The organism is Bradyrhizobium ivorense (assembly GCF_900696085.1).
In the GTDB taxonomy this organism is placed as follows: Bacteria; Pseudomonadota; Alphaproteobacteria; order Rhizobiales; family Xanthobacteraceae; genus Bradyrhizobium; species Bradyrhizobium ivorense.
Genome location: NZ_CAADFC020000028.1, coordinates 16,442 through 30,821, shown reverse-complemented (window position 1 = coordinate 30,821; position 14,380 = coordinate 16,442). Strand labels below are relative to the sequence as shown.

General features: G+C 66.9%; 10 protein-coding genes. 2 read left to right on the top strand and 8 right to left on the bottom strand.

All coding sequences use genetic code 11. The annotated features are described in order from the left end of the window. Positions 1-7: 7 nt before the first annotated feature. The 8 genes from CI41S_RS31335 to CI41S_RS31300 form a co-directional block, all read right to left on the bottom strand. A complete protein-coding gene (locus CI41S_RS31335) occupies positions 8-751 on the bottom strand; it encodes an ABC transporter ATP-binding protein (RefSeq protein WP_172628259.1) in 744 nt (247 codons plus the stop codon). Beyond that, positions 732-2,531 (bottom strand): branched-chain amino acid ABC transporter ATP-binding protein/permease, encoded by a 1,800-nt coding sequence (locus CI41S_RS31330; RefSeq protein ID WP_139862998.1) that lies wholly within the window; start codon positions 2,529-2,531, stop codon positions 732-734. Before CI41S_RS31330 ends, CI41S_RS31335 begins: the two co-directional genes overlap by 20 nt. Beyond that, positions 2,531-3,388, bottom strand: a complete 858-nt coding sequence (locus tag CI41S_RS31325; RefSeq protein ID WP_139862997.1) for a branched-chain amino acid ABC transporter permease — start codon at positions 3,386-3,388, stop codon at positions 2,531-2,533. Before CI41S_RS31325 ends, CI41S_RS31330 begins: the two co-directional genes overlap by 1 nt. A gap of 22 nt (positions 3,389-3,410) precedes the next feature. Next, a complete protein-coding gene (locus CI41S_RS31320) occupies positions 3,411-4,607 on the bottom strand; it encodes an ABC transporter substrate-binding protein (protein WP_244626744.1) in 1,197 nt (398 codons plus the stop codon). Between the two features lie 228 nt (positions 4,608-4,835). Next, positions 4,836-7,934, bottom strand: a complete 3,099-nt coding sequence (locus CI41S_RS31315) for an autotransporter family protein (RefSeq protein WP_172628258.1) — start codon at positions 7,932-7,934, stop codon at positions 4,836-4,838. A gap of 153 nt (positions 7,935-8,087) precedes the next feature. Further along, a complete protein-coding gene (locus CI41S_RS31310; protein ID WP_139862995.1) occupies positions 8,088-9,065 on the bottom strand; it encodes an NAD(P)-dependent oxidoreductase in 978 nt (325 codons plus the stop codon). Positions 9,066-9,102: 37 nt separating this feature from the next. Beyond that, positions 9,103-10,959, bottom strand: a complete 1,857-nt coding sequence (locus CI41S_RS31305) for a TRAP transporter large permease (RefSeq protein WP_139862994.1) — start codon at positions 10,957-10,959, stop codon at positions 9,103-9,105. Positions 10,960-10,968: 9 nt separating this feature from the next. Beyond that, the gene (locus tag CI41S_RS31300) at positions 10,969-12,000 is read right to left on the bottom strand and encodes a TRAP transporter substrate-binding protein (RefSeq protein ID WP_139862993.1); all 1,032 of its coding nucleotides are present in this window, start codon (positions 11,998-12,000) and stop codon (positions 10,969-10,971) included. A gap of 174 nt (positions 12,001-12,174) precedes the next feature. On the opposite strand from CI41S_RS31300, the gene CI41S_RS31295 reads away from it, so the two are divergent. Further along, a complete protein-coding gene (locus tag CI41S_RS31295; protein WP_139862992.1) occupies positions 12,175-12,909 on the top strand; it encodes a FadR/GntR family transcriptional regulator in 735 nt (244 codons plus the stop codon). 572 nt (positions 12,910-13,481) lie between these two features. After that, positions 13,482-14,213, top strand: a complete 732-nt coding sequence (locus tag CI41S_RS31290; protein WP_139485632.1) for a cytochrome c biogenesis CcdA family protein — start codon at positions 13,482-13,484, stop codon at positions 14,211-14,213. Positions 14,214-14,380 lie beyond the last annotated feature (167 nt).

Sequence of the window (14,380 nt, the reverse complement as noted above, 5' to 3'; positions counted from 1 at the left end):
AAACGCTCTAGCCCAGCGCATGGCTTTCGTGGCCGAAATAGGCGCGCTCCAGCCGGTGCGGCAGATCGCTTTCGCTGGTCGGTGCTTCCAGCGCAATCGCACCCTGCACCAGCGCGTAGACGCGATCGGCGGATGCCAGGGCCTTTTCGAGCAGTTGCTCGACCAGCAGTACGGACGTGCCCTGCTCGCGCAGCCGGCGCACGACGGTGAGAACACGGTCGACCAGCACCGGCGAGAGACCCGCGGACGGCTCGTCCAGCATCAACAGTCGCGGCCGGCGCACCAGGCCCTGCGCTACCGTCAGCATCTGCTGCTGCCCGCCCGACAGCGCGCCGCCGCGCTCGTGACGCTTCTCGGCAATCTCCGGGAAGAACGACAGCGCCTCCTCGACGCGCGACGCGCGCTCGGCCCGCGGCAGGTCGTAGCCGGCGAGCAGCAGATTGTCGGTGACGCTGATTTGCGTGAACACGCGATGGCCCTCGATCACATGGACGAGGCCGGCGCGCGCGGCATCGCGCGGCGTGGCGTTGGTCATGTCGCGGCCGTCAAAGCGGACCTGGCCGGCGCTGACCGGCAACAGTCCCGACATCGCGCGCAATAGCGTGGTCTTGCCGGCGCCGTTGGGGCCGAGCAGCGCCACCACCTCGCCGGCTGCGATCCTGATGTCGATGCCGTGCAACACGCGGATCTTGCCGTAGCCGGACTGCAGCGCGCTCACCGCGAGCAGGGATTCAGCCGCCGAGATAGGCACTGACCACCTCCTTGTGGACGCGAATTTCCGCCGGCGTGCCCGCCGCCAGCGTGCGGCCGAGATTGAGCACGGTGACCTGGTGGCAGATGTCGAAGATCAGATCGGCATGATGCTCGACCAGCAGCACGCCGGTGCCGCGGTCGCACACCGCCTTGATCAGCGCAGCCAGCCGCTCGATCTCGTCATTGGAGAGGCCCGCGGCGGGCTCGTCGAGCAGCAGGAAATCCGGATCGAGCATCAGGGCACGTGCGATCTCGATGAAGCGCAGCTCGCTGTGCTGCAGCCGATCGGCACGCACGTCGGCCAGCGCCTCGAGACCGACGACGCCCAGCAGCGCGCGCGCCTTCTCGGCCAGCAGACGCTCGTCCGCGCCGTTGCGCGGCAGCGCCAGCATCGCCTCCAGGAACAGCGCCGTGCCCTCGATCGAGCCGCCGATCATGACGTTCTGGAGCACCGAGGCTTCGCCGATCACCCGCGGCGTCTGAAAAGTGCGGGCGATGCCGCGCGCCGCGCGCAGCACCGGCTGGCCCGCGGGCAGCGCCGCGCCGCCGAGCGTCATGGTGCCGGCCTTCGCGGCGTAGTAGCCCGAGATCACGTTCAGCGTCGTGGTCTTGCCGCTGCCGTTCGGGCCGATCAGGCCGTGGATCTGGCCGGGCGCGACGTCGAGATCGAGGCCGTCGATCGCCTTCACATTGCCGAAGCTGAGCGCGATGCCGCGCAGCTGCAGCGTCTTGCCACCGGCACGCCGCCGCACGATGTCGGCGAGCGCGGCCGGTCGCGGCACGATGGCGCGGTTGCTGGCCAGCGGCCGGCGGTTGCGGAAGTCGAGCAGCGCCGCGATGCCGCCCGGCATCACCAGCACGATCAGCAGCAGCAGCACCGCGTAGAGGAAGGTCGACCACGCCGCGAGCGGGGCCGCGATCTCCGGCAGGATGGTGAGGATGATGGTGCCGAGCAGCGGCCCGAGGATCGAGCCGCGGCCGCCGATCAGGATCGCGATGAAGAACAGCACCGAGAGATCGAAGGTGAAGGCATCGGGCGTGATGTAGGTCTGCAGCGTTGCGAACAGCCCGCCGGCGATGGCCGCGAGCGCACCGGCGAACAGGAAGATCGCGACCAGCATCCTTGGCTTGGAAATGCCGCTGGCTTCGGCGGCCACTTCAGCGTCGCGCACCGCAATCAGGGCGCGGCCAAACCGGCTGCGCGCGACGTTGGCGCTCATCCAGGTCGTCACGGCGGCGAATGCGATGCAGAGACCGTAAAAACCCCATGGCGTGTTGAACGGTTCGGGGAATTCAGGCCCCGCAATGCCGATGCCGCCGCCGGTGACGCTCTGCCAGGCCAGCGCGATCTGGGTCACGATGGTGGCAAAGCCCAATGTCGACATCGCAAAATAGAAGGTGCGCAGCCGCAGTGCCGGCAAGCCGACGATGACGCCGAAGATCGCGCCGATGCAGCCCGCGATCGGCAAGGCCGCGAATACCGGAATGGCCGGCATCACATTGCCGGCGACCAGCACGCTGGTGGTGTAGGCACCGAGCGTCAGCAGCGCGACATAGCCGATCGCGAGATGGCCGGCGAAGCCGACGACCAGATTGAGGCCGGAGACCAGCACCCAGTAGATCGCTGCGCGGGTGCCGATCAGCACCCAATAGTCGTTGCTGACGAACGGTAGCAAAAATGCCGCCGCGAGGATGCCGAGGAACGGTGCGACATGCGGCAGCACGGCGCGCCAGGCGCCGCTATCGGTTCGGGACGGAGTGTCGGTGACCGCGGTCATCACACCCTCCGCGCGGTCGAGGCGCCGAACAGACCCTGCGGCGCGGCGAGCAGCACCACGATGAACAGCGTGAACACCGCGACCGAGGAGAAGATGCCGCCGACCAGGAAGTTCGCCGCCTGCTGGAACAGGCCCAGCGCCAGCCCGCCGATGATCGCGCCGCGATTGTTGCCGAGCCCGCCGAGCGCCACCGGCACGAAGCCGTAGAAGTTCAGCAGCGCGCCGTTGGTGAAGAAGGCAAGCAGCAGCTGCCCGCCGGAATATCCGGCAATGCCGCCGACCACGCCGGCGAGCGCATAGCTCGCAACGCGCAGATTGCGTTCCGGCAGGCCGAGCGCCCGCGCGGCAAAATTGTCCTCGGCGATGGCGACGAAGGCGCGGCCGACCAGCGTGCGGCGGTAGAGATATTCGAGGCCGATGATCGTGATGGCGCAGGCCACCACCGGCAGCCAGAACTTTTCGTCGAGCACGCCCTCGCCCAGTCCTGTGATGCGCGGAAACGGCTGCGGCTCGGTGCCCCATTTGATCGCGGCGATCTGCTGGATCATCAGCGCGACCGCCAGGGTCGAGAGCACGTAGAGGTGCTGGTCAAGGCTTTTCAGCACCGGCCGCACCGCGACGAACTCGGTGATGATGCCGATGATGGCGCAGCACAGCAGCGTCAGCACGAAGCCCACGGCAATGGGCAGACCGAGCTTCAGCGTGAACATCGAGCCGAACACGCCGCCCAGCATCGCGAGCTGGCCGGCGGTAAAGCTCATCACCCGCGAGGTCGAGAACATCGTGTTGTAGGTGACGCCGACCAGCGCGTAGATCGCGCCCGCCGCGAGGCCGGAGGCAAGGATCGAGGCGAGCATCGGCTGCGCCCTCGCCGCTGGCTCAACTGTATCCCGGCGCCAGCGCGAAGGTGCCGTTCTTCGCCGTGCTCGACTCCGACATCACGATCTCTTCGGTCAAATAGCCGTTATGCTCGGTCGGCGAGAAGCGGTAGTTGCCGAAATAGCCCGGATAGGCCGACAGCGTGTTCCAGTATTTGATGATGTCGGCGCTGCTGGTCGAGCCGCTCTCCGCCACCGCCTTGGCGATCAGCTCGATGCAGTCGATGCCGCCGGCGACCCACCAGAGCAGCGTATCGTTCAGCGCGATATTGGCCTTAGCGAGCCGCGCCACCAGATCCTCGCTCTTCGGCGGCAGCTTGCCGGCGCTGTCATAGCTGCAGCTTTTGTAGCCGATCGCATAGACCTTCTTCCAGTTCTCCGGCTTGGCGACCAGGCCCGCGAGCTCGCCCGACGCCATCGATGGATGGCCGACGAAGGGCACGTCCCAGTTCATCGTGGCGCGGGTGTTGAACATGCGCGCCTCCATGCCGGTCGAGACGCTCCACACCACGATCGCCTCGGCGCCGGCGTTCTTGGCGCGCAGCATGTCCGGCGTCATGTCGGGCTGGGTCGAATCGACATTGGCCTGATAGACCACATCGGCGCCGTCCTTCTTGAAGGCGGCGACCGAGGCGCCGACCGCGGTGACGCCGTAGCCGGTGGTGTCGCCGATCACGGCGACCTTCTTCACCTTGAGGATCTTCAGGCAATAATTGCGCACTGCGTCGTCCCACTGGTTGTTCGACGGCGCGATCCGGAACGCGTTGGGGAACTTGGCCGGGTCGATCAGGCTTTCGACCACGCAGGGGTGCAGATCCGGCATCTTGGCGCGCGCCATGATCGGCGTTGTCGCCAACGCCTCGCCGGAGTTCAGCGGCCCCCACATCGCGTGAACCTTGGCCTGGCTGATCAGCTCCTGGGTGGCATTCACCGCCTTGGTCGGATCGCCCTGGGTGTCGCGCATCACGATCTCGATCTTGCGGCCTTTCACCCCGCCGGCATTGTTGATGGCGTCGACCGCGAAGTTGACGCCGCGGTTGAAGCCGACGGTCGGCGCCGAGCTCGGCCCGGTGATTGCCGCAAGGCAGCCGATCTTGATCGGTTCCGATTGTGCAATGGCGGGAGCGGGGAAGGAGAACGAGGCGGCGCCCAATGCGCCGGCGCTGCCCAACAAAACGTCACGGCGTGAAACGGCCATGTGATGCACTCCCTCTTTGCGGCGCCCGTCGTTGGCTGCGGGACGTCCGTTCGTTGATTCCGCGCGCTCGTGGGCGGCGGTTGACGGATACAAGTTTGGGCTGGATGCAAACGGCTTGTCCAGCCCCGGGGCGATGCGCCCTGCGAGGGGAGCAATGCAAAAGGCCTCCGGCTGTCGCCGGAGGCCTCATTTGCGCTCGATTTGGATCGGTTGGTTTGTGCGACCTGCTTACCAGGAGTAACGCACCACGCCCTTGCCGGCGTAGCTCTGCGTGACGTCGGAGAATTCGCCCTCGAAGGTCGCGGCGACCGAGAAGCCGTTGCGCCAGCGCATCTCGGCCGAGCCGGTGATCAGCGCGAGGTCGGAAGCGGGCCTCGCGCCGTTCACGACGAAAGAGGCGCCGGGCAGCGTCTGGAACGTCGCGCTGACGGTGCGGTCGGTGTTGAAGTCATGCGCCCAGGCGGCGCGGCCGCGCAGGATCAGGACGCCGTCCTGCACCAGATAGGACTTGTCGCTGCGCAGGCCGAGTTCGCTGCGGCTCGCCGTCACCGTCTTCGAGCTGTAGGTCTGCGCGAAGGCGTTGGTTCCGGTGATCACCTGCTCGGAATAGGCCGGCAGATCGAAGCTGGTGAACTGGCCGGCGGCGTACGGCGTGATGCCCATCCACGGCGTCGCGTAGCGCCAGCCGCCCTCGACGCGGCCCGACCAGGCATTGGCGTTGAAGTTGGCGCGCAGCTGGTCGAGCCCGGCGATGGTCACCGTGCGGTTGGTGGTGACGTCCTGCCAGCCATAGGCGAGCGCGCCGGTGATGTAGGCCGGACCCTCGTTGTGGCGGATGAAGGCGCCGGCCTGGAACAGGTCGGAGCGGCCGGTGCCCAGCGCATTGCCGAGCGAGAAGCTGGTGCCGCCGCCGCCGAGCGCAAAGCCGGCGATGGTGTTTGGCGAGAAGCGATAGTCGGCGCCCACAGCGGTGCCGTAGATGCTGCTGCGGGTGTCGGCGGTGCCGAGCACCGCATTGCCGTCGGTGGTCTGCGAGCCGCCGAAGCCGGCCGCCCAGACGCTCCAGCGCGGTTCATAGACGACCGGCGGCGGCGCCTTGCGATAGATCGCGGCATAGGCCTCGCGCTCGCCCTGCGACCGAGCCTTGCCCTTCGACGCATAGGCGAGCGCCTCGCTGTCGTCGGCGGCGTATTGTGCGGCAGCGGCAGGCACCGCCGCCTCGCCGCGGCCGTCGATGTTCGGATCGGTCATCACGCCCAGGAACTGGGTCATGGCGTTGAACGTGGTCTGCTGCGAGCCGGTCGCGCCCTGTCCTTCCGCCTGCTCCAGGTTGCGGGCGACGTTGCCGTTGAAGATGCCGGCAAGCCCGCCAACCGAAGCGCCGCCGTTGAAGGCGCCGTCGAGCGCGTTCGCGACCGACCGCTGGTTGGCGTTGAGGCCGCTGATCTGGCCGAGGCCCGAGTTCAAGGTCACCGTCACCGCGTTGCCGGAATAGCCGAGCGAGCCATTGATGCCGGTCGGCGTCACCAGCGACGCGAAGGTGGTGCCGTTCAGCCCGGCCGAGGTCAGGATGGTCTGGGCCTGGTTGAACTTGAAGCTGTTGGTCGGTGAGGACACCTGCACGGTGGCGCCGGTCAGGGTCGCGGTGCCCGTCACATTGGTGGAGCCGACCGACGTCGACGTCGCCTGCACCAGATAAAGCGCGCCGGACTGCAACGCGAGGCTGCCGTTGATCCGCAGCGCGCCCTGGCCGTTGGCGCCGCCCTGCAGTGCGCCGCCGCTCAGAACCGTGGTCGTCGCAATGGCGCCGGTACCGCCCAGCACACCGCCATTGGCGACGGTGACGTTGGTGGTGACGACGTCGCTCGCGGCCAGCCTCAGGGTGCCGGTCACCCCCTGGAAATAGGTGACAGCGGAGAACAGGTCGAGGCGCGCCCAGTAGCTCAGCGCGGTGCCGTAGAACGGCGCGATCGCGTTGGTCTCGGTGTTCACCAGAATCTGGTTGATGGTGCTGGTCGACAGGCTGCCGAACATGCCGCCGGTCGGCGCGATGGTCTTGGCCGCAGCCGAATCGCCGCCATAGACCGTCGCCAGCAGGATCGATGCGTCGGGGCCGCCGGCCGGCGCGGCCTCGCGCGGCGCCTGGGCGAACGACAGCGTCGGCAGGCCGTACGTCAGCCGCGCGGTGTAGTCGGCCTTGTCCTTGGCCAGATCGCTGAAGCGGTCCGGCGCGCCGCTTGCGGCGCAGGCCGCGATGCTGATGCCGCCGCACCCGGCCACCAGCAGATTGGTCACGTCGGTCCGCGCCGCGTTGAACACGGCCTGGAAGTTGCCGGTGGTGGTGACGTCGCCGATGCCGAACACGCCGTTGACGGTGGCGTTGGTGTATTGCGGATTGTTGTTGAGCATCTGCACCACGTCATAGGTGCCGAGCACGCGGCCGGCGATGACGTCGAGCGGATAGTGCACGCCGAGCACGATACGGCTGTCGCCGTATTCCGACCCGCGGGTCAGCATCTCGGTGTAGCGCTCCGGCACCAGCATCGCGAACAGCAGCGACGTGGTGTAGCCGAAGGTGGTGTGGCCGCTCGGCAGCGAGGCGTTGGCGAACAGGCCGGAGCCGCTGTTGGCGGTGTTGGTGCCGAGGATGTTCGTGTTCGAGGTCGGATTGCCGAAATAGTCGACGCCGCTGAAGCTCACGATGCTGTTCGGATTGACCTGGATCGGGCGGGAGTTGCCGGTCCGGTTCTGCTGGGCGATCGGCGCATAGGACTTGTCGTAGACGTTGAAGGTGCCGTTCGCCGGCAACGAGATGCCGACGATCGGGGTGTTCGAGGTCGCGGTCTTGCCGAGCGACAGATTGGCGTTGCTGACGAACACGGTGCCGTTCGCCGACCCGTCGGCGAAGAAGTTCTTCGCCTTGCCGGAATCGTCCTGCGAGATCGCGTTGATCTGCCGGAACAGGGTCAGCAGATTGGGCGAGAACGTCGTGGTCGTGCCGTTCGCCGCCTGGCTGTTGTTGGCGTTCCAGATCGCGCCCAGCTTGGTGCCGAGGCCGTCGGACAGCACCACGCCGTTGTCGGTGGTGATGGTGTTGTCGATCAGCGCCTGCGCCCGCTGCGCGGCGGTCGAATTGTTGTTGATCGACACCGCATTGGTCAGATTCTGCGAGATCGTGGTCGTGCCGAGCAGCGTGCTCAACGGCATCAAGACGTTGATCGCATTGGCGTTCAGCGGCGTCGCAATGGTCTGCGTCTGGGCCAGGGCGAGGTGCGACGAGGTCGCGACAAAAACGGCTGCAAGCGATGATAATTTGACGGCGCGCATGGTCAGCCCCCCAACAGCAATGTTTTTCCGCCCCCGGAAACAGAGCGAAACAAACATTCGGGCATGACAGCGCAGTGACGATCGGTCGCATTGTCAGCGCTCGTGATGTTTCTGCAACACGCCGCGCGCTCATGCGCCTGCCGAGGTCCGGTTCTACGGCCGCCGCCTCCAGCGATCGCCATTGACGGCACCAACGGGAATTTCGCCGGCGACGATTTTTGCGACCTGGCGCACCGTCTCCGACGATTGATGTTCGATCGCCTGCGGCGTCAAGCCGCCGACATGCGGCGTCGCGATGACGCTCGTGAGTTTGGCAAGCTCCGGCGACGGCATCTGGTCCGGCGCGCGGCCGACATCCATCGCCGCGCCGGCGATACGTCCCTCGCGCAGCGCCGCCGCGAGCGCGGCTTCATCGACCAGATTGCCGCGCGACAGGTTGATGAAGACGGCGTGCCGCTGCATCCGCGCCAGCGCCGCCTGCCCGATCAAATTCTCGGTCTGCTCATTGGCGACCGCGAGGCAGACGACATAATCGGCACGCGCCAGGAGGTCGTCGAGCGGCAGATGGGAGATCGCAGGATCTTCCGGCCTGACAAAGGGATCGGCGACCAACACCTGCATGCCGAGCACTTTCGCGATGCTTGCGAGATAGCGGCCGATGCTGCCATAGCCGATGATGCCGATCGTGCTGCCGGCCAGCTGGCGGCCCATCGCGACCTCAGGCTTGCGGCCGGCGTGATAATCGGCCGTCGCGCGCGAGACACCGCGCGAAAAATCGACCATGAAGCCGAGCGCGAGCTCGGCGACCGACTGCACAAAACCTGCGCTCGCCTGCGTCACCAGCACGCCGGCGGCGGAGGCCGCGCTCACGTCGATGTTGCGGATATCGACCGCGCAGCGCACGAAGGCGCGCAGCTTTGGCAGAAGCGGAAAGATCTCGCCCGGGCCGGCGGTCATGCGGTCGGCAACGATGATGTCGACCTCTTCCGCGGCGCAGACCAGCGCGGCGGCGTCGAGCGCGTCATCGCCCTTGTGCAGCTTGACGTCGGCGACCGCGCGCAGGCCGCTCAGGCTGCGCTCGCCGTAATAGTCGCGGCGCATTTGCGGGGTGTGGGCGAGCAACACTCTCATTGTCCCGCTCCTCTAGTAGCCCATTTGTCCCGCTCCTCTAGTAGCCCATCGCGTGCGGCAACGCGGTGCTGATGACGGGCACGAAGGCGATCACCAGGAGGCATAGCAGCAGCAGGCCGAGATAGCCCAGGATCGGCTTGATGGTCTGCTCGATCGGCACGTTGCCGATCAGGCAGGCGCCATAGAGCCCGAGGCCGAGTGGCGGTGCGAAGAGCCCGAGCCCCATCGAGATGACCAGCACGACCCCGAAATGCAGCGGATCGATGCCGAGCTTGACCGCGACCGGCAACAGCAGCGGCCCGAAGATGATCAGCGCCGCGGCGCCCTCGAGCACCGAGCCCATCACCACCAGCACCACGATCGACAGCAACATGAACAGCCAGACGCCGTGGCTGCCGGAGATCGACAGCATGAAGTCGCCGACCTCGTGCGGCACCTGCTGCAGGGTCAGGATGAAGGCCAGCGACTGCGCGGCGGCGACGATGAACAGCACCAGGCCTGAGCGCGTCGCCGATTGCACGAAGCAGTGCGCGAGATTCTTCACGCCGAGTTCGCGGAACAGCAGGCTGCCGACCGCGATGGCGTACACCGCGGCAAAGGCCGAGATCTCGGTCGCGGTGGCAAAGCCGCTCTTGAAGCCGAAGAAGATCATGAAGATCAGGCCGAACGAGGCGATCGCGCCGGTCCACAGCCCGGAGACCGCCGCGCGCGGCTCGGCCTCGCCGCTCGCGGCGGGGCGCTTGCCGAAAATGATCGACACCGCGACCAGCGCCAGCGCCATCAGCGCGGCCGGCAGCATGCCGGCGACGAACAGCCCGCCGATCGAGAGGTTAGCGACGAAGCCGAGGATGATCAGGTTGATGCAGGGCGGAATCGTCTCCGCCATCACGGCGGATGCCGCGAGCAGCGCCACCGCGCCACCCGGGTTCTGTCGCGAGCGACGCGCCGCCGGGATCAAGACCGAGCCGACCGCGGCGACGTCGGCCATCTTCGAGCCCGAGATGCCGGAGAACAGCACCATCGACAGCACCATCACGACGTTGAGCCCGCCGCGCATCTTGCCGACGGCACGCTGCAACAGCTCGATCAGCCGCACCGACATGCCGTTGGCTTCCATCAGGTAGCCGACCAGGATGAAGAACGGGATCGCCAGCAGCACGAAATTGTCGATGCCGCGCGCCATCTGCTGGGCGAAGATCACGCCGGGCAGCGTGCCCTCGACCCAGATGAAGATCAGCGCCGCCAGCGCCAGCGCAAACCCGATCGGCAGGCCGCCAAACAAGGTGAGGAAGAAGCCGACCAGCATCAGCGTCTGCGATGACGGCACCGACGCGGGCGCGAGCGCATCCCAGACCAGATAGAGCCCGGCGATCACGGCGGCGGCGACGATGCCCGCGATCATGTCGCGCAGCGGACGGCCGCCAAACGTCTCGAGCGCGAAGATCGTCATGAAGGCTGCGCCGACGCCCATCGGATAGAACGTCCATTCCAGCGGCAGGCCGGAGCCCGAGGTCTGGCCGGTGGTCAGCCAGCCCATCTTCAGCGCATTGAACGCGACATAGAACGAGATGATAGCGACCAGCAGCGCGCCGACGGCGTCGACGGTGCGCCGCACGCCCGGTGGCAGCATGTCGACGAAGAAGGCGACGCCGAGGTTTTCGCTGCGCGCCAGCGCGCTCGCCGCGCCGAAGAAGCTCGAACCGACCATCAGGCCGCGGGCGACGTCATCGGACCATTCGACCGGAGCGTTGAACAGGAAGCGGGCCAGCACCGAGACGCAGACCACGACCAGGTCAGCGGCGAGCAGGACCGCGGCGATCGTATCGCTGACGGCGACCAGCGGCGCCGTGATCCGGCCGGCGCTGCGGCCCTCCGCAATTGCGGCAACTGACATGCGAGGGCCTCAGGCCTGGGTGGCGCGGATCATATCGACGACGGCCTTCGCCTCCGGCCGCGCCTTGATGAAATTGTCGGTCTGCGGCAGCACGCGCTTGCGGAACGCCTCCTTGTCGCATTCGACGACGGTGACACCCTTCTCGACCAGCGTGGTCTGCGCCTCCTTCTCCACCGCCAGACCGTGGGCGCGGCTGTCGGCGGCGGCCTTCTTGGCGGCGTCGAGAAAACCCTCGCGCAGCTTGGGGTCCATGCGGTTGAAGGTGGTGTCGCTGAAATAGATCGCGAGCGGCGAGAAGTTGTGCTGGGTCAGCGCATAGTGCTTCGAGGTCTCGTAGAACTTGCTGGCCAGAATGGTCGGCGGATCGTGCTCGAGGCCGTCGAGCACGCCTGCCTGCAGTGCGGTGTAGATCTCGCCGAACGCCAGCGGCGTCGCCGCCGCGCCCATCAGGCGCAAGCATTCGGTGATGATCGGATTGGGCAGCGTGCGGATCTTCAGGCCGGCGAGATCCTCCGGCGTCTTCACCGGCTTCTTCGCCAGCACGCTGCGCGCGCCGAAATTATAAGCCCAGGCGATGATGCGGATGTTGCCGCCCTTGAGCAGTGCATCCTCGATCGGCTTGGCCGCGCCGGCGTCGAACGCCTTGGTCTGCTGCTGAAAGCTGGTGAAGAGGTAGCCGAGGCCGAAGGTGCCGACCAGCGGCACCAGATTGGCCGAGATCGACGAGCCCGACACCATCAGGTCGATGACGCCGAGCTTCACCGAGTTGATGACGTCGATCTCCTGGCCGAGCTGGTTGTCGGGGAAGAAGGTGACGTCGATCTGCTCGCCGAGCCCGGCTGCTTTGATCTGCTTGACGAGGTTGTCGTAGTAGACGCGGCCGTTGGCGTATTTCGGATCGTTGGGCAGCGACGACGAGCAGCGCATCTTCATCACGGCGGCCTCGGCGCGGCCGATCAGCGCAGGCGCGGCGGCAAGCCACGCGGAGGCTGCGACCGACGACTGCAACACAAGGCGGCGGCTGACGCGCTTCGATGTCATGATGGCTTCTCCCCGGGAACGGTTCGTTGTTGCCCGCCGCGTTGGCTGCGGCGCGCTTGGCAGAATATTTGTCGTAATGTATGACAAAAGAGGTAGGGCTACGCAAGGGCGTAGCCGGGTTGCGTAAATGCGCCGCGCCGATCGGCGCCGGCAACCAAACCAGCGAGGCGTTTCGTGTTCCAAAGCTCCACCGCGTTGCGCCGGAACGTGCACAGCCAGGTCGCCGACCGCGTCGGCGCCAGCATCGTGCGCGGCGACATCGGCGTCGGCGAGACGCTGCCGCCGGAGATGCAGATCTGCGCGATGATGGATGTCAGCCGCACCGTGGTGCGCGAGGCGATGCGCACGCTGATCGGCAAGGGGCTGATCGAATCGCGGCCCAAGAGCGGCACGCGGGTGCGGCCGCCCGAGCAGTGGAACCAGCTCGATCCCGACGTGCTGCGCTGGCGGCTCGAGGCCGCCGACATCGACCGTTATCTGGCAAAGCTGTTCCAGCTGCGCACAGCGGTCGAGCCCGCCGCCGCGGCGCTGGCGGCGCTGCACGCCGGCGACGACGACATCGCCCGCATCCGCGCCGGCTGCGACGGCATGGATGCGGCCACGACCAACGAGGCGTTCGTCGCCGCCGATATCGCCTTTCACCAGTCGATCTATTTCGCCACCCGCAACGAGTTCTTCTGGCCGATCGCGCAGATGTTCGAGATCACGCTGCGCCAGAGCTTTACCATCGCAGCCCCCGGCTCGCACCGCCCGCGCGCCCTGATCGAGCATCGCGCCGTGCTCGACGCGATCGCCGCCGGCGACGCCGAGGCGGCGCGGCAGGCGACGGTCGTGCTGCTGAAGCATTCCGCCGACGACCTGGTGCGGATCCGAGGCCGCGAGTTCGAGACGCCGGCACGGAAGCGCTGACGCTGAGGAGCGCGCAGCTCTCCCCATCGTCGTCCCGGCGAAGGCCGGGACCCACACTCCGCGGCGGATTTTGCCGGCGGGACTCGTCATTCCAACGCAGCAAGACCATCAGCATTTGTGGTTATGGGTCCCTGCTTTCGCAGGAACGACGGCGAGTGTGTGGCACGGCCGTTAGTCCCGTCACCCTGATGAGGTGCGAGCGGCACCACCAGACGCAAGTGAGGTGAGCACGCGACCAGGGTTCCCTCTCCCCTTGCGGGAGAGGGTTAGGGAGAGGGGTGCCACACGGCGTACTCTCTCCATCTTGCGTGTCGACACGAGCGAGACGGCGTTGCGAAAGCAGTGACTCCGTCCATCATCCCGCCCGGGGCACCCCTCTCCCCACCCTCTCCCGCAAGGGGAGAGGGAGCCTGACTGGCGCTCTCACCTCACATCCACGCCGGGACATCGAACCTTGCGGCACCGCCCCGCACACGGGCCTGTGACCATAGTTGAATGCGCCGGCGCGGAAACTTCTGGATTGTTTAAGGCGTAGACGCCATGACAGAACAGTTATCCTCGAAGGTTCATTGATGCACGACGTCTCGATCCCGGCGGCCTTGATTGCCGGCCTTGTCAGCTTCCTGTCGCCCTGCGTGCTGCCGCTGGTGCCGCCCTATCTGATCTATCTGACCGGCGCGACCATCGAGCAAGTCAACCAGGACGGCGCCAGCCCCGCCTCCAAGCGCGCGGTGATGATGGCTGCGCTGATGTTCGTGCTCGGCTTCTCCACCGTGTTCGTCGCGCTCGGCGCCAGCGCGTCGTTTGTCGGCGGCCTGGTGCGGGCCTGGTCGGCCGAGCTGTCGATCCTGGCCGGCATCGTCATCATCATCATGGGCCTGCACTTCCTCGGCATCACCCGTATCGGCCTGTTGATGCGCGAGGGACGAATGACCGCGCCAAAGCCGGTCGGGCTGTGGGGCGCCTATGTGATGGGGCTCGCCTTCGCGTTCGGCTGGACGCCGTGCATCGGGCCGATCCTGGCCGCGATCCTCTCGATCGCCGCCGCCGAGGCCACGGTCACGAAAGGCGCCGGCCTGCTCGCGGTGTATTCCGCCGGGCTCGGCATCCCGTTCCTGCTCGCCGCCTTCATGATCAAGCACTTCTCCTCGCTATTCGCGCGGATGAAGCGCCATCTCGACACCGTCGAGCGGGTGATGGGCGTGCTGATGGTGGTGACCGGCATCGGCTTCCTGACCGGCGCCGTCTCCAACGTCAGCGTCTGGCTGCTGGAGACGTTTCCGGCGCTGCAGAATATTGGGTAGGCCGCGGGCTGCAATACAAGCCGTCATTGCGAGCGAAGCGAAGCAATCCATGGCTCCGCATGTGCGGCACGATGGATTGCTTCGCTGCGCTCGCAATGACGTGGAGCGAACCTTCGAGGTCACCGCCCTTCGCGATTGCACACAGACCAACTGCTGGCTTTTGGCCG